This window comes from Ruminococcus sp. 1001713B170207_170306_F1 (genome assembly GCF_015668065.1).
GTDB lineage: Bacteria > Bacillota > Clostridia > Lachnospirales > Lachnospiraceae > Blautia_A > Blautia_A faecis.
In genome coordinates this window covers 68,893-91,375 of record NZ_JADPEX010000004.1, presented here as the reverse complement: position 1 = coordinate 91,375, position 22,483 = coordinate 68,893, and the positions used below count along the sequence as shown (strand labels likewise).

At 45.3% G+C, this 22,483-nt stretch carries 21 protein-coding genes; all 21 read left to right on the top strand.

Annotated features, from left to right (window positions below):
* Positions 1 to 108: 108 nt before the first annotated feature.
* The 21 genes from I4V84_RS19835 (at position 109) to I4V84_RS04340 (ending at position 22,414) form a co-directional block, all read left to right on the top strand.
* Positions 109 to 558, top strand: a complete 450-nt coding sequence (locus I4V84_RS19835; protein ID WP_243284023.1) for a BRO family protein — start codon at positions 109 to 111, stop codon at positions 556 to 558.
* Between the two features lie 108 nt (positions 559 to 666).
* Positions 667 to 822, top strand: a complete 156-nt coding sequence (locus tag I4V84_RS19830; RefSeq protein ID WP_272113009.1) for a phage antirepressor KilAC domain-containing protein — start codon at positions 667 to 669, stop codon at positions 820 to 822.
* Positions 797 to 1,183, top strand: a complete 387-nt coding sequence (locus I4V84_RS04425) for a hypothetical protein (RefSeq protein WP_243284022.1) — start codon at positions 797 to 799, stop codon at positions 1,181 to 1,183. Before I4V84_RS19830 ends, I4V84_RS04425 begins: the two co-directional genes overlap by 26 nt.
* Positions 1,180 to 1,443, top strand: a complete 264-nt coding sequence (locus I4V84_RS19575) for a hypothetical protein (RefSeq protein ID WP_243284021.1) — start codon at positions 1,180 to 1,182, stop codon at positions 1,441 to 1,443. The genes I4V84_RS04425 and I4V84_RS19575 overlap by 4 nt, the downstream gene beginning before the upstream one ends.
* Before the next feature lie 62 nt (positions 1,444 to 1,505).
* Positions 1,506 to 1,733, top strand: coding sequence for a helix-turn-helix domain-containing protein (locus I4V84_RS04420; RefSeq protein WP_002576387.1), 228 nt, complete (start codon positions 1,506 to 1,508; stop codon positions 1,731 to 1,733).
* Entirely contained in the window at positions 1,714 to 2,322 is a 609-nt protein-coding gene (locus I4V84_RS04415) for a DUF1819 family protein (RefSeq protein WP_007882141.1), read from the top strand. Before I4V84_RS04420 ends, I4V84_RS04415 begins: the two co-directional genes overlap by 20 nt.
* Position 2,323: 1 nt before the next feature.
* The gene (locus tag I4V84_RS04410; protein ID WP_005929853.1) at positions 2,324 to 2,899 is read left to right on the top strand and encodes a DUF1788 domain-containing protein; all 576 of its coding nucleotides are present in this window, start codon (positions 2,324 to 2,326) and stop codon (positions 2,897 to 2,899) included.
* Positions 2,900 to 2,917: 18 nt separating this feature from the next.
* Positions 2,918 to 6,571, top strand: a complete 3,654-nt coding sequence (gene brxC, locus I4V84_RS04405; protein ID WP_195991333.1) for a BREX system P-loop protein BrxC — start codon at positions 2,918 to 2,920, stop codon at positions 6,569 to 6,571.
* A 13-nt stretch (positions 6,572 to 6,584) separates the two neighbouring features.
* Positions 6,585 to 7,394, top strand: a complete 810-nt coding sequence (locus tag I4V84_RS04400; RefSeq protein ID WP_195991332.1) for a toll/interleukin-1 receptor domain-containing protein — start codon at positions 6,585 to 6,587, stop codon at positions 7,392 to 7,394.
* A 12-nt stretch (positions 7,395 to 7,406) separates the two neighbouring features.
* Positions 7,407 to 11,150: a BREX-1 system adenine-specific DNA-methyltransferase PglX gene (gene pglX, locus I4V84_RS04395; RefSeq protein WP_195991331.1), complete on the top strand. Its 3,744-nt coding sequence runs from the start codon at positions 7,407 to 7,409 to the stop codon at positions 11,148 to 11,150.
* A gap of 21 nt (positions 11,151 to 11,171) precedes the next feature.
* Positions 11,172 to 11,654: a DUF3990 domain-containing protein gene (locus I4V84_RS04390; RefSeq protein ID WP_013274275.1), complete on the top strand. Its 483-nt coding sequence runs from the start codon at positions 11,172 to 11,174 to the stop codon at positions 11,652 to 11,654.
* A complete protein-coding gene (locus I4V84_RS04385) occupies positions 11,651 to 11,890 on the top strand; it encodes a hypothetical protein (RefSeq protein ID WP_005539002.1) in 240 nt (79 codons plus the stop codon). The genes I4V84_RS04390 and I4V84_RS04385 overlap by 4 nt, the downstream gene beginning before the upstream one ends.
* A 3-nt stretch (positions 11,891 to 11,893) precedes the next feature.
* Positions 11,894 to 12,115 carry a DUF3791 domain-containing protein gene (locus I4V84_RS04380; protein ID WP_013274273.1) on the top strand — a complete coding sequence of 74 codons (222 nt, stop codon included), beginning with the start codon at positions 11,894 to 11,896 and terminating at the stop codon, positions 12,113 to 12,115.
* A 54-nt stretch (positions 12,116 to 12,169) separates the two neighbouring features.
* The gene (gene pglZ, locus I4V84_RS04375) at positions 12,170 to 14,692 is read left to right on the top strand and encodes a BREX-1 system phosphatase PglZ type A (protein WP_195991330.1); all 2,523 of its coding nucleotides are present in this window, start codon (positions 12,170 to 12,172) and stop codon (positions 14,690 to 14,692) included.
* Between the two features lie 23 nt (positions 14,693 to 14,715).
* Positions 14,716 to 16,836: a protease Lon-related BREX system protein BrxL gene (gene brxL, locus I4V84_RS04370; protein ID WP_195991329.1), complete on the top strand. Its 2,121-nt coding sequence runs from the start codon at positions 14,716 to 14,718 to the stop codon at positions 16,834 to 16,836.
* Between the two features lie 19 nt (positions 16,837 to 16,855).
* Positions 16,856 to 18,718 carry a P-loop NTPase fold protein gene (locus tag I4V84_RS04365; RefSeq protein ID WP_195991328.1) on the top strand — a complete coding sequence of 621 codons (1,863 nt, stop codon included), beginning with the start codon at positions 16,856 to 16,858 and terminating at the stop codon, positions 18,716 to 18,718.
* Positions 18,719 to 18,720: 2 nt separating this feature from the next.
* Complete coding sequence (locus tag I4V84_RS04360) at positions 18,721 to 19,413, top strand: hypothetical protein (protein WP_195991327.1); 693 nt, start codon at positions 18,721 to 18,723, stop codon at positions 19,411 to 19,413.
* Complete coding sequence (gene qatC / locus I4V84_RS04355) at positions 19,410 to 20,768, top strand: Qat anti-phage system QueC-like protein QatC (RefSeq protein ID WP_195991326.1); 1,359 nt, start codon at positions 19,410 to 19,412, stop codon at positions 20,766 to 20,768. Before I4V84_RS04360 ends, qatC begins: the two co-directional genes overlap by 4 nt.
* A complete protein-coding gene (locus I4V84_RS04350) occupies positions 20,768 to 21,490 on the top strand; it encodes a TatD family hydrolase (RefSeq protein WP_195991325.1) in 723 nt (240 codons plus the stop codon). The genes qatC and I4V84_RS04350 overlap by 1 nt, the downstream gene beginning before the upstream one ends.
* A gap of 95 nt (positions 21,491 to 21,585) precedes the next feature.
* Positions 21,586 to 22,014, top strand: coding sequence for an MmcQ/YjbR family DNA-binding protein (locus I4V84_RS04345; RefSeq protein ID WP_195991324.1), 429 nt, complete (start codon positions 21,586 to 21,588; stop codon positions 22,012 to 22,014).
* The gene (locus I4V84_RS04340; protein WP_195991323.1) at positions 21,983 to 22,414 is read left to right on the top strand and encodes a hypothetical protein; all 432 of its coding nucleotides are present in this window, start codon (positions 21,983 to 21,985) and stop codon (positions 22,412 to 22,414) included. The genes I4V84_RS04345 and I4V84_RS04340 overlap by 32 nt, the downstream gene beginning before the upstream one ends.
* The last annotated feature ends 69 nt before the right edge of the window (positions 22,415 to 22,483 follow it).

Here is a 22,483-nt window from a genome sequence, read left to right as displayed (position 1 = left end):
ACATAGAGCCTTGGCTCATTCTTTGAAAACGAGAATGGGTCGAGGCTCTATTTTTTTTTTTTTTTGCCTGAAATCCGGCGAGACAAATTTGAGTAGGAGGTAACAGGTATGACGGATTTCAATCAGAAGACCCATGATACCGATGTGGGCAGTCATGGCGGACAGTCGAGGCAGATGATGGAGGTGTTCGAGAACCAGGAGTTTGGTTCGATCCGCGTGTTGCAGGAGGCAGGCAAGACCTTCTTCTGTGCAAGTGATGTGGCGAAAGCGTTGGGGTATGTGAATCCCTACGCCGCAGTGAAACGCCATTGCAGAGACCCCCTAACGAAACGCGAGGGGGTCGTTCAGAAGGTGAATCAGTATGGGGATGCTGGAGAGCAGGTCGTTGAAATCTCCTTTATCACGGAAGGCGATGTTTACCGGCTGATCGTTCACAGCAAACTGCCATCGGCAGAACGGTTTGAACATTGGGTGTTTGATGAAGTTCTCCCGTCCATCCGAAAGCATGGTGTGTATATGAGCGATTCCATTTTGAATCAGGTGATTCAGCACCCGTAGGTCATCTACACCCTGGCGCAGGAGCTTGTAGCCGAGAGGGAGCAGCTTGAGGGTATCCGCAAACAGCTGGATGCGGCACAGCCCAAGGCAGACTACTTTGATACCTTTGTGAATTCGGAGGACTGCACCTGCATCCGGAATTTCTGTAAGGAAATCGGAATCCCAGAGAAGACGGCAGTAGCTCTCTTACTGGAGCACCGCTATCTGTACCGCAGTCTAAGCGGCTGGCTGATGCCTTTTGCAGACAAATCTGCAAGGGGCTAAGACAAAAGATGTTTTTGCCGCGTATAAAGCATCCGGTTACAATCGGGAATTCTATGAAGCCCATCGGGATACGCTGGCCTTACGCAGCGCAGCGAAAAAAGCGTTTGATGCCTATAAGAAAGAGAACGGTTCTGACAAAAAGCTTCCGCGCATCAGCGAGCTGAACGCAGAGTATGCAATGCTTCTGGAACGAAAGAAAAGCTCCTATGCAGAGTACCGCAAGACCAAATCGGAAATGCAGGATTGGCTTGTGGCACAGAAGATTGTGCAGGAAATCCTAAAAGAGGACGAGCAGAAAAAAGAGCAGATGCATGAGAAGGAAGTGTGGCAGGAAGAGGAAAACAGACAAAGTAGTCGATGATGGAAAGTACGGTGCAGTGTGGGCGTAATGCTCATACTGCACCGGGCTTTTTTCTTTGGCAGGAACTGCCGTTAAAGCATCCGAAACGGATGCGCAGCTCGATGCCGCAGGCAGCGTTCTATGGGAATTGGGGAGTTTCCCCAACAAGCAGAAAATCGCTTTCGTGTCACGAAAGCCCTGCTTGCAGAAGAGTGGGTTCTAAAAAAATCGTTCAAAATTTGGAAGAACTTTCGATTGATTTTGTTCGTTTCTTGGAGTAGAATATAAATGAGAAATTTTAACTTGCTGCGAGTGACTTTAGACATCGAAAAAGAGGTTCCGTATGGATTTCATGACGATTAAGCAGGCTTCTGAAAAATGGGGAATCTGCACAAGGAGAGTACAGACATTATGCACGGAAGGGCGAATTGATGGTGCCGAGCGTTTAGGCCATCAGTGGGTCATTCCTATTAACGCCGAAAAGCCGAAGGATGCCAGAATCAAAAGCGGCAGATACATTAAAACAAAATCCGGAAATGGAGAGAACGAAGATGGAAAGAAAACCGTATAGTGCCGGAGCCGTGAAATTTTCGTTCTGGTTCATGGAATTTCGGAAAACCGTGCAGCTTTTGAGTGAGGGTAAGAGCTTTGCAGATATTAAAAAGTTGAATGAAGAGACAAACATTTATGGCGCACCGACAAAACTACGAGCGCAGCAGATTTATTCTACCGTAACAGCCCGTATCAAGACATTGGATGAAAGCTTTTACCCAATCTTTCTGAGCAGTGATCTTGCTACGCAAAAACTATTTGTGCTGACTGCGGCTCTTTTGCATGACACGCTATTCTTTGATTTTGTGTATGAAGTAGTGCGGGAAAAAATGATTCTTGGTTCCGATGAGCTGACGGATGCAGATATCCGGATATTTTTCAAAAATAAGCAGGAACAGAGTGAAAAAGTGGCTTCTCTTCAGGACTATACGCTGCGCCGCCTCGGTTCCTGCTATAAAACGCAGCTTTATGAAGCGGGACTTTTAGAAAGCAACCGGGCAAACAGCACAAGAAAAATACTTAAGCCAATTCTTGATATTGCATTTGAGCATTGGCTTTATGATCATGACCTTGGCATCATGGTAAAAACACTGACGGGGGTAAGATGAAATGGATTTAAGCCAAAGACTGGATGAGATGGAGCTTGCAATCCATAAGCCGTCTTTCCGAAAAGGAACAGGCCGCGCAAATGAGGTCAACTATTGGGTGTTTGATTATCCACCGGAAAAGGAACTGGAAGTTCGGGAGCGTGTAGAGTATCTGAAAAATAAGAACGACCGGGGCGATGATGATTTTGAGCTTGTGGTCTTTGACCTGTATGATATCATCATTGACTTTTTGGAAAAGAAAAACTTCATGGAAAAGTGCTATGACTTTGAAAAAAAGCGCGGAATCGAGCGTATCGTCAAGGCAGTGACCAACTCCATGAAGGTGAATGACGATGACAGCCTGATCGTGCAATATATCAAAGAACATACGCCGGAGAATGCAGTCGTGTTCCTGACCGGTATCGGCAAGTGCTATCCGATTTTGCGCTCCCACAAGGTGCTTAACAACTTGCACCAGGCGTTTGTGCGCTGCCCGGTCGTGATGTTCTTTCCGGGAACCTATAATGAGCAGGAGCTGATCCTGTTCAATGAGATTAAAGACGATAACTATTACCGGGCATTCCGACTGGTAAAGTAATGGATGGAGGAAACAGTTATGCAGATCAAGGACATGTTCCGAAAGAAAATTGACCGTGAGATACAGGGCGTTATCATTGTCGGTCAGGGTGAAGAAACAAATGTAGCGCAGGAGCTGGAAGAGTATGTTGTGACCCGTGAGCTTCAGCGTCATTTTGCAGATTTCTTTGCAGCATATAAAAAAGGTATTCAGGGAACCACACCGAAAATGGGGGTCTGGATTTCCGGCTTCTTTGGAAGTGGTAAATCTCATTTCCTGAAAATCCTGTCCTATCTGCTTCAGAATAAACAGGTCGGAGACAAACATGCCATCGACTACTTTATCGAGGATCAGAAGATTACCAATCAGATGGTGCTGGCAGATATGCAGCTGGCAGCAAACACCCCATCGGACGTAATTCTTTTCAACATTGATTCTAAAAGCGATTCTAATGGCAAGGAAAACAAAGATGCCATTGTGAATGTGTTCCTGAAGGTATTCAATGAAATGCAGGGCTTCTGCGGTTCCATGCCGCACCTTGCCGATTTGGAGCGCAGGCTTTCCGAGGAAGGTCGTTTTGAAGAGTTTAAGGATAAGTTTGAAGAAGAGTATGGCGATCCGTGGGAAAGCTCTCGCCAGGACTTCGATTTCATTCAGGATTCCGTTGTCGATGTTCTTTCTGACATGGATTTCATGAGCGAATCGGCTGCTCGTAACTGGTGTGAGAAAGCAACCGAGGGCTACCAGATCAGCATTGAGGATTTCGCCAAGCGTGTAAAGTCCTATATTGAGAAAAAAGGTAACAACCACCATGTGGTTTTCCTTGTGGATGAGATTGGCCAGTACATTGGTGATGATTCCAAACTGATGCTGAACCTTCAGACAGTGACGGAAGAACTGGGCAAGGAATGCATGGGTAAGGCTTGGGTAATCGTAACGAGCCAGCAGGATATCGACTCCATTACCAAGGTGAAGGGTAACGACTTCTCCAAGATTCAGGGACGTTTCGACACGCGTCTTTCTTTGTCCTCTGCCAATGTGGACGCTGTTATCAAAAAGCGTATTCTGGATAAGACTGAGACCGCAGCACAGAGCCTGCGTCTGCTCTATGACCAGAAAGCAACCATCATCAAAAATCTGATTGTCTTCAACGACGGTGTGGAGAAAAAACTGTATGCCAATGCAGAAGATTTTGCAGAGGTTTATCCTTTTGTTCCGTACCAGTTTAATTTGCTTGCCAGCGTGCTGACCAGTATCCGTACCCACGGTGCATCCGGCAAGCACCTGTCCGAAGGTGAACGTTCCATGCTGGCTCTGTTCAAAGAGTCTGCCATGCAGCTGATGGACGATGAGATGGGGGCAATCGTGCCGTTCTATCGGTTCTATGATGCATTGGAGAACTTTCTCGACCACAGCCACAGCAGCGTGATCATCCGCGCTTATGATAACAGCTACATCAACCCGGAAAAGAAGGAAAAAGATGTCTTTTCGATCAATGTGTTGAAGACCCTTTTCCTGATTAAATATGTTCTGGAGATCGAAGCCAACGTGGACAACATCGTGAGCCTGATGATTACCAGCATTGACGATGATCGCATCTCTCTGAAGGCACTGGTGGAGGATGCACTGAAAGTGCTGATGCGCCAGATGCTGATCCAGAAGAATGGCTCCATCTATGTATTCCTGACCGATGAGGAACAGGAAATCAACAACGAAATCGAAAAAGAAAATGTGGAGATGCCGGAGGTCATCACGAAGATTGCAGAGATGATCTATGAGGACATTTTCTCCAGCAAGAAGTATCAGTACCCCAGCTTTGGCGGACGGTATGCGTTCTCCTTCAATCAGACAGTGGATGACCGCCCCTATAAGGCAAACCAGAATTGCGATATCGGCCTCCGTGTGTTGACCCCGTGGTATGAGGGCGGCACCGATGATGGTACGCTGCGCCTACTCTCTGGCCAGGGCAAGGAAGTCCTTGTGGTTCTGCCGAATGATGATGCGTTCCTGACGGAAATGCGGGCATACTTGAAAATTGAGCGGTTCCTGCGCAAGAATACTTCTGTGCAGCTTGCCAAGTATGAGACCATTAAGGAAGCAAAGCGCGTAGAGATGCGGGAACGCAACGGTAACGCCAAGCTTTACCTGACGGAAGCTCTGAAAGAGGCCACCATCTATGTCAATGGCGATGTGCTGCACACTTCCGGCAAGGAAGTGACCAGCCGCATCAACGAGGCAATCGGAAGATTGGTGCAGACGGTTTACCACAAGCTGTCCTACATCGACGCAGCGATGGGCGAAGCAGACATCCGGAAGATGTTCAAGACCAGCAATCAGCTGTCGCTGGCACTGGGAGATACCGGAGAATCCAATGTTCACGCACTGGATGATGTGCTGCAATTTGTGGCAGGCAATTCCCGGATGCACATGAAAACTTCTATGAAAACCATCAAGGATCGCTTTATGAAAGCACCCTATGGCTTGGTGGAAGATGACATCCATTGGCTGGTGGCACGTCTCTTTAAGCGTGGAGATCTGTCCTTTACGGTCAATGGTGAGAGCGTCAATTTGAACAACCGTTCCGAAGAAGAAATCATCGGCTATATCACGAAGAAGCAGTTCGTGGATAAGCTGCTGACGGAAGTGCGCGTGCGGGTACCGGAAAACCAGAAAAAGGCTGTCCGCACCGTGATGAAAGAGCTGTTCAAGGTGGCACCGCCTGCCGATGACGAAGATACCATCATGAAGAACTTCCAGCATTACTGCGAGAATCAAATCACCGAGATTGAGCGGCTGGAACCGAAATATGAGAATTACACCTATCCCGGAAAAGAACTTCTGGAAAAGGGCAAGAAGCGGCTTTCCGCACTGGTACAGATTCAGGCACCGCTTGAATTCTTTAAGACTGTATTTGACGAGCAGGACGATCTGATGGATTTTGGCGAAGACTATGAGCCTATCCGAGATTTCTTTGGCAGTGAGCAGCTGACCATCTTCACTCGTGCGCTGGATATGCTGAATATCTACGAGGACAGCAAGACCTACATCGTGGATGCAGAACTGGAAGACGTGGTGGCCAAGATGCGCACCATTGTCCGGATGCCGAAGCCCTACAAGGAGATTCCGAAGCTGCCGGAGCTGCGCGAGAAGTTTATGAACTGCTATATGCGCATTCTGGAAGAGCAGGCAGAGCCGGCCAAAGATTCCATCAATCAGGATCGGAACCGTGTCTTTGAAGTGCTGAACACCAAGCCCTATAAGGATGCGAAGTTCAACCGTTATCTGGAACTCTTTAAGGAGATCATGGACGGTGCGGAGCACTGCAACAATGTTTCCACTCTGCGCAGTTATGCAGATAAGGCGGAGGCACTGAAGCTGCGCCTGCTCAACGAGATGAACGCAGAGGACATTCGCCTTGCGAAGGAGGCAGCGGCAAAGGCCGAGGCAGAGCGTAAGCGTCAGGCAGAAGAGGCGGAAAAGCGCGGCGAGACCGTGAAACCGGCAGAAAAGGTGGCAGAACCGCAGTCGGTATATAAGGTGCGCACCACGAAGAATGTTTCCATCAAGACGGTTGCCAAGACTGCATCGTGGCGGCTGGAGAGCAAGGATGATGTTGATAAATACCTTGCTGCATTGCGCGAAAACCTGCTGAAAGAGATGGACGAAGATACAATCGTCAACATTGAACTGTAAAGGAGGAATCTTTTTGTCAATAAGTCAAATTGAAAGTAAGATAAAGTCATTGCAGTCTGAAATTGCACGGTTAAATAAAGCGTATACAGATGAGGCTAAAAAGGAATGCGGATATTTAACATCAGCTAGTAGGACGCAAAAATCAATAACAAAGAATACTTCGCCGAGTATGTTAAAGACAAAGTTGAAATCAATATCATCCGATAGTGAAAAAGCGGAGAAGTCAAGAAAGAAGCAGGCAGAACTGCAAGAGAAAGCGGCGAAAAAGAAGACAGAGTTGGCAAAACAGCAGGCTCTGTTACAGAAGGAACAGGATAAAGTATTTCAGGAAATGACCAAAAGGCAGAATGAGGCTTTGAATAATCAACGGAAATTAGTTGAGGAGACAGAAAAAATGCAGGAGGAGATTGGAACGAAAGAATATGATTTCTTTATTTCCCATGCATGGGAAGATAAAGAAACCGTAGCAAAACCGCTTGCGGATGCTCTTATAGCTAAGGGCGCAAAGGTGTGGTTAGATAAGTACGCCATGCAAGTTGGGGATAGTTTGCGTCAGTCCATTGATGATGGTTTAGTGCATTCACGGTATGGTATTGTTGTACTATCGGAAATTTATTTCAAAAAATTTTGGACAGGAAAAGAATTGAATGGCCTTTTTGCAAAACAGGAAGAGGGAAGAAAAGTGATTCTTCCGGTTTGGCACAATGTGTCAAAAGATACGGTCAAGCAATATAGCCCGATTCTGGCAGATATGGTGGCGTTGAAGACAGCAGACTTTACGATAGATGAGCTGGCAGAGCAGTTTATCCAGCTTATTCAATAAGAGGAATAGAAAATGAACAAGACAGCCATAAAGAATTTTGCGATCTGGGCGCGGAATAAGCTGATTGCAGATGTCAGCTATGATGCACGTCTGATCGGTATTACGGAGGACGGCATTGCAAAGCCGTTGCCGCAGAGCTTCGGCGGCACACAGTTCTTCGATATCGGCACCGCAGAACCGTATTCGATTTCCGGCGAGGCCGTGCGGCAGCGTGACAAGCTGATAGAGGTCATCCAGCAGAAGGAAAAGGATACCGACTACAAAACTGCATATCAGTATGTGATCGAGGAGGTTGCCTATACATGGTTTAACCGCCTGATCGCCATCCGTTTCATGGAGGTCAACGACTATCTGCCTTCCCATATTCGAGTGCTTTCTTCCGAGAGCGGAAAGCTGGAGCCGGATCTGGTCACAACACCGTTTGACGCAGAGCTGCCCTTCACTACGGAGGAAGAGACACAGATTTTCCAGCTGAAGCAGGACAACAAGCTGGACGAAGTGTTCCGCATCCTGTTCCTGAAACAATGCAATGCCCTGAACGAGATTCTGCCGGCTCTGTTTGAAAAGACAAAGAACTACACCGAGCTGCTGCTCAGTCTGTCCGTTATTGACCAGGATGGCGTGGTCTATCATCTGATCCACGATATCCCGGAGGATGACTTCAATATCGAGCGCGGCGGTCAGGTGGAGATCATCGGCTGGCTGTACCAGTATTACAATACCGAGCCGAAGGCCGCTGCCTTTGCCAAGAACGGTAAGATTACCAAAGAGGAAATCCCTGCCGTGACCCAGCTGTTCACTCCGGACTGGATCGTCCGCTACATGGTGGAGAACAGCCTTGGCCGTCTGTGGGTGGAAGGACACCCGGACTGCGGCCTGAAAGAAAACTGGAAATACTATCTGGAAGAGGCACAGCAGGAGCCGGAAGTGCAGGCAAAACTTGCAGAAATTCGTAAAGAATATTCCGCACTGAATCCGGAAAACATCAAGCTCATCGACCCCTGCATGGGTTCTGGCCATATCCTGGTATATGCCTTTGATGTGCTGATGCAGATTTACGAGAGTGCCGGTTACAGCCAGCGTGATGCTGCAAAGAGCATTCTGGAGCACAACATTTACGGTTTGGACATTGATGACCGTGCCTATCAGTTGGCGTATTTTGCCGTGATGATGAAAGCACGGCAGTACAATCGCCGTATCTTAAACGGTGAGAACACTTGCCATGTCTATGCTATTCAGGAGAGCAACAACATCAACCGTGCGCACCTGAAGTATTTCGGCGCAGGGATGGATGATATTGAGAAGAACGCCGCCAAGTTGCAGCTGGAAGGTCTGCTGGACACCCTGACCGATGCCAAGGAATACGGCTCTATCCTGAATGTGGAGAGCTATAACTGGGATTTGCTGCGTCGGTTTGTGGCAGCGGAGGATACCGATGGTCAGATCAGTATGGACAGCGTGGGCGTGGAAGATACCGCCGAGCAGCTGAATCGACTTATCGACATTGGCGAGACCATGGCACGGAAATATTGGGTTACCTGCACGAATCCGCCCTATGCCGGAACCAGTAACCTGAGCGCAAAGGTCAATAATTTTGTCAAAAAGAATTACCCCGACAGCAAGGCTGACCTGTTTGCCGTGTTTATTGAGCGCTGCCGTCAGATGACCGTAAACAACGGTTTTCAAGCAATGATTACACAGCATAGTTGGATGTTCCTATCCAGCTTTGAAAAGCTGCGTGAAAAGATGATGCTGACAGAAATCGTCAACATGGCGCATCTGGGAGCAAGAGCCTTTGAGGAAATTGGCGGTGAAGTTGTTCAGACCACTTCCTTTGTGCGTTGTGCAAACCATGTGGAGGGTTATAAGGGTACTTACTGCCGTCTGGTTGAGCCGACTTCTCAGCAAGGGAAGGAAGATATGTTCCTTGCAGGGGAAAATCGCTATACTGCAAATCAGGATGACTTTGCAAAAATACCGGGAAGTCCAGTGGCGTATTGGGTAAGCAGTGCCATGCGAAGTCTTTTTGAAGAAGCTCAAACAATTAATCAACATGGAAAATCGCTTCAAGGTACGGTTACTGGAGATAATGACAGATTTATGCGGCTGTGGTTTGAAGTTGACGACTGCAAATTCAGCATTTTATCGGTAAAATACAAAACTGCAAAATGGTTTCCTTATTGTAAGGGTGGCGAATTTCGACGTTGGTATGGTAACATGTCCCATGTGATAAATTGGGAAGACGATGGATTCGATATAAGGCATTTCTGTGATGCCAGTGGAAAACTAAGATCGAGACCGCAAAATACAAACTATTTTTTTCGAGAAGGAATTACCTGGTCGAGCTTAACGGGAGGCCTTTTTGGTGGAAGATATCTTGATGAAAAAAATACGTTTAGTGATATTGGACCGCTCATCGTTTTAAATGATGTGTCTGAAATGCCTGTCGTTTTAGCGTATGTTAATTCTAAGGTGTTTCAGGAGATTCTAGATATTTGCTGTACAGGTCTTCATTATCAAAATGGAGTGATTGGAAAACTTCCTTGTATTGACAGCTCAAAAGCTCCAAATCAAGTGATAGGAATGACAGAGAATTGCATTCAGATTTCTCGGGCGGATTGGGACTCCTTTGAAACCTCTTGGGACTTTAAGAAGCACCCATTGCTCCGCAACGTTTCCACGATTTCCGAAGCCTTTGCCCAGTGGCAGGCGGAATGCAACGACCGATTTAATCAGCTGAAAGCCAACGAAGAAGAGCTGAACCGCATTTTTATTGACATTTACGGTTTGCAGGACGAGTTGACCCCGGAAGTGGAGGATAAAGATGTGACCGTACGTAAGGCGGATCTGCAGCGGGACATTAAGAGCCTGCTCAGCTATGCCGTAGGTTGTATGTTTGGCCGCTACTCGCTGGATAGACCGGGCCTTGTGTTTGCAGGTGGCAATTTTGATGCAGTATATTGGAGATACAAGGGACAGGCTGCATTAGATGAAAATGGCGACCCAATCGAAGGTGGATATGCAGGAATTTCCTTGGCAGAGTATCATTATCCGAAGTTCCATGATACAGATGACTGGGAAACTGCAACTTGGCTTTCGTATGAACCAGACGCCGATAACGTCATCCCCATTACCGATGAAGAATATCTGGACGATGATATTGTATCTCGCCTGTGCGCGTGGCTGAAAGCGGTTTACGGTGCTGATACGCTGGAAGCAAACCTTGATTACATCGCAAAAGTCCTTGGCAATAAGGGCAGCACCAGCCGGGAGATTATCCGTAACTACTTTCTGAACGATTTCTTCAAGGATCACTGCCAGACCTATTCTGTCACTGGCTCCGGCAAGCGTCCGATCTACTGGCTGTTTGACAGTGGCAAGCAGAACGGCTTTAAGGCACTGGTTTACCTGCACCGCTACACGCCGGATACCATCGGAAACCTGCGTATCGACTACCTGCACAAGATGCAGCGCGTATATGAATCCGAGATCAACCGAATGCAGGATATGATGGATCACAGCGAGAATGCCCGTGAGGTGGCAGCAGCCTCCAAGCGTAAGGATAAACTTGCCAAGCAGCTGAAGGAATGCCGGGAATACGATGAGAAGATCAGCCATCTGGCACTTTCTCGCATCGAGCTTGACCTCGATGACGGCGTAAAGGTCAACTATCGCAAGCTTCAAACTGCCCAGGATGGCAAGTTCTATGAGGTGCTGGCAGACAGCAAGAACATCATGGTGAAAGAAAAGAAATAAGAGGAACAGGAGGCGTTTGCAATGATTTTGTACCACGGAAGCAATGTTATCGTAGAACAGCCGAAACTTATCCGGCAAAATCGCTATCTGGACTTCGGTTTTGGATTTTATACCACCACCAACCGCGATCAGGCAGTGAACTTCGCTCAAAAGGTCACAGATCGCCGCAAAACAGGAGCCGCTACGCTCAATATTTATTCCGTAGAGGAAGCAGTGGCTTTCAAGGAGTGCAGTTTGCTGCGCTTTGACAGCCCAGATGAAGCGTGGCTGGATTTTGTAGCCGAGAACCGTCAGGGAACCTATCAGGGAAAGCAGCATGACCTGATTTATGGTGCTGTGGCAAATGATGATGTGTACCGTACCATTACCCTGTATATGACCGGAGTGTTGGATAAGGAACAAACACTGGCGGCACTCAAGATTCGGAAATTGTTCAACCAGCTGGTGTTTGCAACTGAGAAGTCCCTGCAATACTTGCATTTTGAAGGGAGGGAGCTTGTATGAACGAAGATCAGTTCAGCGCAATGCTTGCAATCATTGTGCCGCCCATCATCGAACAGATTACAAAAAATAGCAATGTAGATGATGAAAAAGCGATTTCCCGTTTCTATCAGTCCAAGCTCTATCAGGAACTTTCGGATGAAAAATCAAAATTGTGGCATTACAGCCCGATGACGCTGTATACCATGTATCAAGATGAACTTCTGACAGGCTCCTATGATTATCCGGAGGAGGCGTGAGCGATGAGCAAAGAATCCAATTTTTTGATTTATTGCATGGAGCGGTACCGTCATTTCAAAGGGCTTTCCGGTGCAGATGTGGCAAAGACCTTTGAAGAGTATGGCATCTATGGGTATATCACAAAATATTTTGAATCACTGCACACAATGGGGGATCATTGCATCGTGCAGGATATTGACGATTATATTAGCAGCATCACAGGCAACAAACGAATCAAGGCGTAACTGCCTGTATGATATTCCCCAAAGGGCGGAATCTATCAAGTAAAGGAAATTGATATGGCAGAATTGAACCTGAAACAAATTATAGACCGCCTGAATGCGGAATTTACCGGGGAGACCCGGAAACTGGTTTTCTGGTACGATGACAAGGCAGAATTTTCCGAGGATATGGAGACGGTGGAGCTTCAGAATGCGAAGATCTACCATCTCCAGCCGGATAACCAGTTCTATACAAAGTATTTTCTGGAGCGTGTAGATAAGACCACGAATTATCTGATCTATGCACCGTTTCCGAAGCCGGATGTAAGGGACAACCATCTGGAAGACACAATGCTGTATTCCAGACGATTCTTTGCTGACCGTGCTTCCCTGCTGTCGGTTGACCTCGGTATTGAGGAGAAGTACAAGCCGGTTATTGAGAAGCACATCAAGTTTTTCGCCAATAAAGAACGTACTCAGCGGTTCTATGATTTGGAAATCGAAAATTTTAATGAAGAAAATATCCTTGTCGGTCTGTTGAGTGCAGTCTGCAAGGCGCGTACCTGCTCTTTTGAGGAAGTCGTGCGCATCGTGTTGACGGATGGCGAGCTGGTGGACAATGCTTTCTTGCAGGAGTTTGAAAAATACGATCTGCTGTCTGCATTCTGGCAGCTCTGTGAGCAGCATTTCGGATACACTGATACAAAGCCGAGTTTGGAACGGCTGCTGGTGACGCTGTTCGTCACTTATACTGGGCGATATGTGCAGGCAGAACTTCCGGCAGCATGGAAGAGCTTTGTCTCCTACAAGTCAGGCAATATCATCGCATTTCTCGATAGTTTGATGAATAGCGTCCTGTACCGGGACAAATACGATGCTCTGTCGGCACATGTTGCCAAAGGGCTGAATGTTTTTTCAGCATTTGCAGGAATGCGAGTGGACGATTTGGTGGAGTGCGACACTTTCCTTGCCGTGGATCAGGTGCTGGTAAAGTGGCTCATTGGCAGACTTGTTTCGGAAGATATCGGCGCAATCGTAAACGGATTTACCATTCCGGAACTCTGTGAAAAGCGGGCTAAAATGCACTTTGGCAGAAAGACCGGGAAAACCTATCAGATGCTTTCCAGTGCATACAGCATGGTGAAGGAAGCGGATTACCATGCCGCAGATGTCTTAAAGTCAATCATCGACCGATATCTTGCTGCGGATTACAATATGGATCAGCAGTATCGGAAATTCTACTATTATTACGACCAGCTGGAGAGCACGGAAAGCTTTGAGCCGCTTCGGGAACTGGTGGAAAATATCTACACAAACGAATATCTGGCTTGCCTGCTCCCTGCCTGGAATGCTGGAATTCAGCAGGATGCCGCATTTTCTGCAATTCCGTTGCAGCGGGAGTTTTACAATACAAACCTGCGCTATACCAAGGAACGCACCGTGGTCATTATTTCGGATGCCATGCGTTACGAGGTTGGACAGGAATTGTTTGCCCGAATGCAGGATGACCCCAAATGCACGGCAAAACTTTCTGTACAGCTGAGTGTTCTTCCGTCTTATACGAGGCTTGGCATGGCAGCGTTTTTGCCGCATAAGACACTGGAGATGACGGATGATTTTCAGGTACTGGCAGATGGGATTCTTTGTGATAATCTGGCAGGTCGGCAGCAGGTGCTGCAAAGCTATAACCCGGATAGTGTCTGTGTACAGTTCGATGATATCAAAAATTTGAAAGTGGCAGAGCTGCGAGATGTGCTGACAAAACGTCAGATTATCTATGTATACCATAATCAGATCGACGCGCGTGGAGACAAGGCTAATACCGAGGATGAGGTGTTTCATGCGTGTGAGGAAGCCGTTCAGGAAATCATGGACTTGATTCATCGAATCTCCGTCAGCGGCAACACCTATCATTTTATCGTTACTGCCGATCATGGCTTTATTTATAAGCGTGATAAGCTGACAGAAAGTGACAAAATCTCCGGGAAAAGCGCGGACAAAGCATTTGTCAATCGCAGATTTATTGTGTCCAAGGCGGCACTGGAAGATGACGGTATCGACCATATGAGCATGGGACGCGTTCTGGGGAATAAGGACAGCAAGGTGGTGTCCTATCCTGTCAGCAGCAATGTCTTTAAGGTGGCCGGAGGCGGTGCTAACTATGTGCATGGCGGTTCCTCACCACAGGAAATGCTGGTGCCGGTGCTGGAGTTTAAGATGGAGCGCGGTCACATGGAAACAAAGAATGCAGAGATTGCTCTGGTCAGCATTGTCCATAAGATTACGAACCTGATCACGTCTATGGACTTTATCCAGTCGGATGCCGTCAGTGATACTGTAAAAGCTGCAAAATACCGCATTTTCTTCCTCTCGGAAGACAATGAGAAAATCTCGAACGAAAACAGTTATGTGGCGGACAGTCGTGAGGAAAATGCACAGAAGCGTATCTTCCGGATGCGGTTCACATTCAAGAATAAGAAATACGACAAGGACAAGCAATATTACCTTGTGGTTTACGACGAAGAAAGCGGTCTGGAGCAGTGGAGGCAGCCTGTCATCATGGACATTGCCTTTGCAGATGACTTTGGATTCGGATTCTGATATAGAGGAGGCAGGAATTCCGTATGGAAATGATGGATATGGCGGCAGATGATACCCGTGAAGAACTGCGCCGGAAGCTGCGCAGCAACTTTGACGGTCGGATCGTCCGCAAAGACCTGACAAAGAAAATAAAAGAAGGAGCGAATGTTCCGGTCTATGTGCTGGAGTTCCTGCTGGGTCAGTATTGTAGTTCAGACGATGAGACAATCATTGAGCAGGGCGTTCAGAATGTAAAACGCATTCTGGCAGATAATTTTGTCCGCCCGGATGAGGCTCAGAAAATTCTCTCACAACTGCGCAAGAACGGGAGCCATACCATTATTGATATGGTGACCGTGCATCTGGACATCAAAAAGGATTGCTTTTTTGCAGAGTTCTCTAACCTTGGTCTCACCAATGTGCCGATTACGGATGATTATCCGGAAAAATATGACCGGCTGCTTTGCGGCGGTATCTGGTGCATCGTGCAGCTGGAATATGAGTCTGAGGGAGACAGCAGCTTTGGAATCACGGATATAGATGGACAGCCGATTTCCTCTAAACAGAAAAAGCAGAAGGATATCTCTCCCATCAGCATCCATAAGCTGACTCCGATCCAGATGCCCCATATCGACATCGAAGAAGTTCGCGAGGGGCGCAAGGCATTCACACAGGAAGCGTGGATGGATGTTATGCTGCGTTCCTGCGGATATGAGCCGGAACAGCTGAACAATCGTGAAAAGTGGCTGCTGCTGGCGCGTATGCTGCCGTTGGTGGAGAACAACCTCAATCTCTGTGAGCTGGGGCCGCGCAGCACAGGTAAGTCCCATATCTATAAAGAAATCAGCCCGAACAGTATCCTGGTATCCGGTGGTCAGACGACCGTTGCAAATTTGTTTTACAATATGGGGCGCAAAACCGTAGGGTTGGTAGGCTTATGGGACTGCGTTGCCTTTGATGAGGTTGCCGGAATCAAGTTTAAGGACAAAGACGGCATTCAGATTATGAAAGACTATATGGCTTCCGGCTCCTTTGCCCGCGGCAAAGAGGAAAAGGCAGCATCGGCTTCTATGGTCTTTATAGGAAACATCAATCAGAGTGTGGATGTGTTGCTCAAGACTTCTTCTCTGTTTGACCCGTTCCCGCCGGAGATGGGAACGGACACGGCCTTTCTTGACCGTCTGCATTGCTATATTCCAGGCTGGGAGATTCCGAAGTTCCGTCCGGAGCATTTTACCAATGATTACGGCTTTATCACGGATTATCTGGCGGAGTTTATCCGAGAACTGCGGAAAGAACAGTATGGTGATGCGTTAGATAAGTATTTTCGCCTTGGAAAGAACCTGAACCAGCGCGATACGATTGCTGTCCGCAAGATTGTAGGCGGCTATGTGAAATTGCTGTATCCGGATGGAGAATTTACGAAGGAACAGATTGAAGAAATTCTTGTATTTGCGCTGGAAATGCGCCGTCGCGTCAAGGAGCAGCTGAAAAAGTTGGGTGGTATGGAATTCTATGATGTGAACTTCAGCTATATTGACCTTGATACATTTGAAGAAAAATTTGTCTCTGTGCCGGAGCAGGGCGGTGGAAGGCTCATCCCCGATGGCATCTGCAATCCGGGACAGGTATATACCGTAAGTCAGGGCAAGTCCGGTATGATCGGCGTATTCCGCCTTGAAAGCCAGATGCTGCCCGGCAACGGAAAATTTGAGCGCACTGGCCTTGGCAGCGACCGTGATTGCAAGGAATCCACGAATACGGCGTTCAATTTCCTGAAAGCTAACGGAAATCGTATCAGTGGCAGCATCAGCACCACGATGCGGGATTACATCATCAACTATCAGGATTTACAGGGCATTGGCATGACCGGAAAGCTGGCATTGCCTACATTGATTGCACTATGCAGCATCGCTCTTGGACGGCCTACGGTCAGTACACTTGCCGTGCTGGGAGAAATCAGCATCAGCGGCACGATTCTGAAAGTAGACGAGCTTGCCAATAGTTTGCAGGTGTGCCTCGATAGCGGAGCAAAGAAAGTGCTGCTTCCGATTACCAGTGCAGCAGACCTTGGCACCGTGCCGCCGGAGCTGGTGGGCAGTTTTAATCTGATTTTCTACAGCAGTGCGGAAGATGCGGTGTTTAAGGCGTTGGGGGTAGAGTAAATACTGGAGGAATTTGAAGATGTGGTTGGATAACGCCTCAGAAGTAGATATTTTATTTTATGAACCATATGCAAATGTTATTGCTGATATTTCCAAGAACCCAAGTTACAAACCGCTCACTATCGGTGTATTTGGTGTCTGGGGAGCAGGAAAGTCAACCCTTCTGAAGTTGATAGAACAGAAAATAGATGTGGACTCTGAAAAGAAGAGAAAAACGCTGTGTATCAACATTAATGCGTGGACTTTTGAAGGGTATGAAGATGCCAAAATAGCTTTGATGGAGGCATTATTGCGCGAAATCAAAGAACATAAAGATATTCCATCCAAGGTTAAGGATGGCGTGTCAAAGCTGTTGAAAAAGCTTGATTTTTTTAAGTTGGCAACAAAAGCAGCATCTGTAGGTGCACCTATGATTGCATCAGTCGCAACTGGAAATCCCATTCCTCTTTTGCTGAGTGTTTCTGGAAAAGCTGAGGAGGTTAGTGATGGTATCAAAAACGTAGCGAATGCTATGCAATCTATTCGTGACGACTATTTGAAGGATGAAGAAAGCGATGATACGAACAGCATCGTCAATAATGTTAGAAAATTTAGAAAAGAATTCAAAGAAACTCTTAAAGATGACGGCATTGAAAATGTTATTGTTTTAATTGATGATTTAGACAGATGCCAACCAGATCGAATTATTGAAACTTTGGAAGCTATTAAGCTCTTTTTGTCCGTAGAGAAAATGACTTTTATCATTGCTGCGGATGAAAACGTCATCCAATATGCTATAAGGAAAAAATATCCGCCGATTGAAAATTATTCCGTCAATTTGGACAAGGAATACATTGAAAAAATCATTCAATTGCCAATTTATATTCCGGAGTTATCTTCGAAGGATATAGAGAACTATCTGATGCTATTAGTCGTTCAAGAATATTGCAACATAGACCAATTTAAGGAGTTTCTTAAAAAGATTAAGGAAGAAAAATTGCTCATATCGAATGATGTGATTGATGTACAGAAAATTAAAACAATAGCGATAGACTACATTAATAAAAATGATAAACAGGAGTTTGAGGAGACAGCCGATATCATTGCTGGCATCAAAAGAATAATTGCCGGGAACTTAAAAGGGAATCCTAGGCAGGCAAAGAGATTTTTGAACACATATACAACCAAAAAGAAATTGGCTGAGTTGTACTTTGGCACTGGTGAAGATGCGCTTGATACACGAGTGCTGGCAAAACTGCTTGTCCTTCAAAAACTCGATGGGGATTTATTTATACAGCTAAATGAATGGAATAAGAAATTCACAACGGAGAATGAAGATTTTAAGGCTATGTTAGAGAGCATAGAATCAGGTGACAGTGAGAATGAAAAATATAAGGCCTGGAATGTGCCGACAATAATTAACTGGGTTGAATCTGAACCCAAGGATTTGGGAAAAATTCGTTTGGATCGATACTTCTATTTAACTAGAGAATCGCTGAAGAAAGCGGATGTAGATGTATCAACGCTTTCATCGGCGGTTAAGGATATTTTGGAACGGATAGGTAAGGCAACACGTGGATTGATACCTCAAATTGTACAAGACATGACAAAGTTGAGTGCAATTGATCAATCAATGGTTTTTGAGGTCATTATTCCTAAAATTCAAAAAGGAGAAATTGAATTCTACATCATAAGAAGTCTTTTTGTTGGTTTTGAAGCATATAGAGACAAAATTTGCAATGCCTTGGAAAGCTATTCAAAAAAGATAACCATTAAAAGTGCGTCTGCCATTAAAGAAATGCGATCAGCAGATAAGATGAAAGTGGATAATCTTATAGCTACATGGGAAAAGGCAGGGCTTATTGAGCAAAAGCTGATAGAAACAATAAAAGAGGGAAAATAGGAATGGGAACTTCTAAAGGATATATTCCTCCAACAAAACCAGAATGGAGCAATGCAAAAAGAGCGGTATCAGGATTTTTAAGAAATAGAGACTCTGATTCAAGAACAAATGCAATTCAAAAATTTGGTGAAGCGATGAATTCGAGCGCAGCGGTTGGAAGCACTTCTTTTGCCAGTGCTGCTGGCAATGTCATAGCGTTTGCGCAAGATATCAGAAAATATGGACTTGAGCACGGCTTAGTCAATTTTGGCCGATCTGATTTAATAGGAAAATCTTCCGATGAAATTTTGCAAGAACTGTTATATCAGTTTACGAATGATTCCGCATCGATAGAAGACTCACTAGCTGCGGATTCATTATCACAAGCACTTGAAAATCTGCAAATAGATTCTGTAGAACAATTGGGAAGTGTGGATTTAGATATTCTTCTAAAGGAAATGGTGATTTCCTTTGTACTGATAAGTTTTGACTTGAATTTTGATGAAAAAATAGGAAAAGGGCGTACAAGTAGGGAAAAATTTGAAATACTGGATGAAATGCATTCTTACATAGCTGATGAACTCCACGCGTCGCTACATAGCACAGAACTGGAACAAATTGATCTTGGCAATATCAGTGCAGCAAGTATTGTTCAAAGAACTTTGAAGGAAGCATACGATGTATGCGTTCGCTTCTATGGGGAGGCACGCAAATGAAATTTTGGATAAAAAAAGAAAATGATGCAGACCCAGATGTCGAATGGAAAGATTCGTACATCCTTACCTTAAATAGAGATTCCGGTAGCACTATATATTCTGGATTGCCAAGCATATGGTACCATCTGGGATGTCAAAAAATGGTTCCTATTTATGAAGATTTATTTGTAATAGGGCTTAGCGTATTTGCTTTAGATAAAAGAATAGCTCGGAATTTATTTTCGGATTCTTGGACACGCCAAATAGAAGTTTCCATTCCGGTTTTAGAAATGGATAAATGGAATAATTGTGAGGCTCAGTGGAATAAAATCCTTTCGTTTTTAACAGGTGATGAATGGAAAATTTCTTTTAGACAGGCTACGACAGAATATGGTACCCATAAGAACAGTAATAGAAAACATATAGATGTGTCTGGCTGTGATTGCGTTAGCCTGTTTTCGGGTGGTTTGGATTCCTATTGTGGGGCGATCAAGCTATTGCAAGAGGGGCATTCTCCAGTATTAGTTGGTCATAATGAATATCCCAAACTTCGGTATATCCAAGAACGATTTTGCAATAATTTCAATGAATGCTATCCAGTACAAAAATCGCTGTTTCTTGGGTTCACAGCAGGAGCAAGAGCTCCATTCAGTTTAGATGGGGAGCGGCTGCGGAAAAGTGAAAATACTTCCAGAGGGCGGTCTTTATTGTTTTTATGTGCGGCAATTTCTATAGCAGGCATTATGGGAGAACATATCACAGTATATATACCTGAGAATGGATTTATTGGATTGAATGTAGCTCTTACAAACAGCAGAAAAGGATCCTGTAGCACGAGAACAACGCATCCTTACTTTTTGAATGGTCTTAACAAGTTGATTGCAAGTGTTGGAATTCAAAATCGTATTCTCAATTTCTTCGCCTTCAAAACAAAGCGAGAAATCGTTAATTTGGTTTCTGGAACAGAAGCATTCAAACGAGGTTATAAAGATACCATTTCATGCTCTCACCCATGTGTGTCTAGGTACAACCGTGTGGGTTCCAGAGAATATCCGGTAAACTGTGGATTTTGTTATCCGTGCATTATTCGGAAGGGCTCTCTGCAAGATGTTGAATTAGAAACAGATGACATCCTAAAGGCATCAGAATTCCTTAAAACGCATGCAGATAGAGACAAATCGGCAGATTTATTTGCGGTTTTGAGCAGTATTCATAGATACAAGAGACTTTCGGAAAAAGATATCGAGCGATTAATCCGTTGTACGGGGAAGCTTGAGAATGACGAGATTCAGTCTTTTAAGAGAGTTTACAGACAGGGCATGGATGATTTGATTGAATACTTTTCAAAAGACTCGGATATGGAAGCGTATATGTAATGATGAATTTGATAGATACACATTTTCATTTGGACCATTATAGAAATTATTTTGAAATTGCTAAAACCATTACAGAACTGGAACAATATACAATTTGTGTAACAAATTCGCCTGGGATTTTTTTGTCATGTAAAAATTTAATCCCAGAAAAAAAGTATTTGAAATTTGCCATAGGCTTTCATCCGCAAGAAACGACATTAGGCGGAAGAGAAATAAAAGATTTCATGAGGCTTATATCGTTAACAAATTATGTTGGTGAGATTGGATTGGATTATTCGCAAAAATCATATATGAGTAAGCCAATGCAATTAAAATATTTTGAGCAAATTGTAGAGATTTGTGCATCAAACAATAAGCTTATGACAATACATATTAGAAAAGCAGAGAAGGATGCAGTTCGTATTTTAGAAAAATATCACCCCCAAAAGGCAATCATACATTGGTATACAGGAGGTTGTGATGATATGTTAAGGTTGGTGGATTTGGGTTGCTATTTTTCGATTAACACTAACATGGTAAAAGGAAGTAAAAAAGAAAATTATCATTTATTGCCTTTAGAGCGTATTTTGATTGAGTCTGATGGCCCTTATACAAAAGTTAATAATAAGAAATATACGCCCGCTCTTTTAAAAGACGCTTATGAAGAAATTTCAAGATTCTATAACAATCCAGATTTGCCTAGAAAAATTTATTATAATTTCAAAAAAATATTGTTATCTTAATCAACCTTAGGTGCGAAAAATCCAAGTTGATCTTGTTCGATTGAGGAGCAGGAACGACATAAAGAAAAAGAACTGCTCAGTAATGGAAAAGAATTATGACACGACAGGAATTATTTACATGGATACGTCAGCAGTACGGCACAGAACCGGAATATCCCTGGCATGACTGGAATGCAGTGCTGCGGCACAATGACAATAACAAATGGTATGGTGTAGTTCTGGAAGTATCTGCTGATAAGTTGGGACTGCCGGAAGCAGGCATCGTTGATGTCCTCAATGTGAAAAGTGATCCGCTGCTGATTGGTTCTCTGCGTGGGCAGGACGGCTATTTTCCAGCCTATCACATGAACAAGGAAAAATGGCTCAGTATTCATCTCGGCAAACCGGAGCTGGATGATGCCATCAAGGACCTGCTTTCTTTGAGCCATGAGCTGACAGCACCGAAAAAGCGCAACCCAAAATCATCTGCAAATAATCCGGGAGATTCCGCAAATGGCAAAGAAAAAGAAACTGACGAAGGCTGAGCGAAAGGAAGCACGCCTCCGAAAAGGCAAGCAGTGGCTGCTCACCTATACCGGCTCACCGAAAAAGATGAACAAGCATTACCGGGAACGCTTTCATGTGGATGCTGTGACTGCCGCTAAAGATTTGCAGGAGCTGGGGGTCAATTATACACAGGAGCAGCTTGACCAGATTAAACGGGCTGAAGAACAGCGGCTTCGGCAGCGGAGAATGGAGCGGGAAGCGAAAGAACGGGAACGGCTGGCAGAACTGTATGAGGACTGCGATGGTCATTTTGCTTTTATCGCCGGATATACAGATGGCGGCGCACCGTATGGTGTGATGTGGGAAGAAGTCGGCATTGATCCGGGACTACCGTTCGAGGAAAAAGTGAAGCTCTATCGCATGCAGATGTTAGGCTGATAATTGTGCAAGCACCGCCTGCACGATTTGCAACAAAAAGAGGAGCCGGTCCAGGCTCCTCGAAGGTAC

Bases quoted from the DNA above. Each gene is read 5' to 3' on its own strand.
- I4V84_RS04415 (WP_007882141.1), top strand. From the start codon at position 1,714: ATGGAAAGAAAACCGTATAGTGCCGGAGCCGTGAAATTTTCGTTCTGG.
- I4V84_RS04360 (WP_195991327.1), top strand. From the start codon at position 18,721: ATGGGAACTTCTAAAGGATATATTCCTCCAACAAAACCAGAATGGAGC.
- qatC (WP_195991326.1), top strand. From the start codon at position 19,410: ATGAAATTTTGGATAAAAAAAGAAAATGATGCAGACCCAGATGTCGAA.
- I4V84_RS04365 (WP_195991328.1), top strand. From the start codon at position 16,856: ATGTGGTTGGATAACGCCTCAGAAGTAGATATTTTATTTTATGAACCA.
- pglX (WP_195991331.1), top strand. From the start codon at position 7,407: ATGAACAAGACAGCCATAAAGAATTTTGCGATCTGGGCGCGGAATAAG.
- pglZ (WP_195991330.1), top strand. From the start codon at position 12,170: ATGGCAGAATTGAACCTGAAACAAATTATAGACCGCCTGAATGCGGAA.
- I4V84_RS04385 (WP_005539002.1), top strand. From the start codon at position 11,651: ATGAACGAAGATCAGTTCAGCGCAATGCTTGCAATCATTGTGCCGCCC.
- I4V84_RS04420 (WP_002576387.1), top strand. From the start codon at position 1,506: ATGGATTTCATGACGATTAAGCAGGCTTCTGAAAAATGGGGAATCTGC.
- brxL (WP_195991329.1), top strand. From the start codon at position 14,716: ATGGAAATGATGGATATGGCGGCAGATGATACCCGTGAAGAACTGCGC.
- I4V84_RS04345 (WP_195991324.1), top strand. From the start codon at position 21,586: ATGACACGACAGGAATTATTTACATGGATACGTCAGCAGTACGGCACA.
- I4V84_RS04380 (WP_013274273.1), top strand. From the start codon at position 11,894: ATGAGCAAAGAATCCAATTTTTTGATTTATTGCATGGAGCGGTACCGT.
- I4V84_RS04390 (WP_013274275.1), top strand. From the start codon at position 11,172: ATGATTTTGTACCACGGAAGCAATGTTATCGTAGAACAGCCGAAACTT.
- I4V84_RS19835 (WP_243284023.1), top strand. From the start codon at position 109: ATGACGGATTTCAATCAGAAGACCCATGATACCGATGTGGGCAGTCAT.
- I4V84_RS04340 (WP_195991323.1), top strand. From the start codon at position 21,983: ATGGCAAAGAAAAAGAAACTGACGAAGGCTGAGCGAAAGGAAGCACGC.
- brxC (WP_195991333.1), top strand. From the start codon at position 2,918: ATGCAGATCAAGGACATGTTCCGAAAGAAAATTGACCGTGAGATACAG.
- I4V84_RS19575 (WP_243284021.1), top strand. From the start codon at position 1,180: ATGATGGAAAGTACGGTGCAGTGTGGGCGTAATGCTCATACTGCACCG.
- I4V84_RS04410 (WP_005929853.1), top strand. From the start codon at position 2,324: ATGGATTTAAGCCAAAGACTGGATGAGATGGAGCTTGCAATCCATAAG.
- I4V84_RS04350 (WP_195991325.1), top strand. From the start codon at position 20,768: ATGATGAATTTGATAGATACACATTTTCATTTGGACCATTATAGAAAT.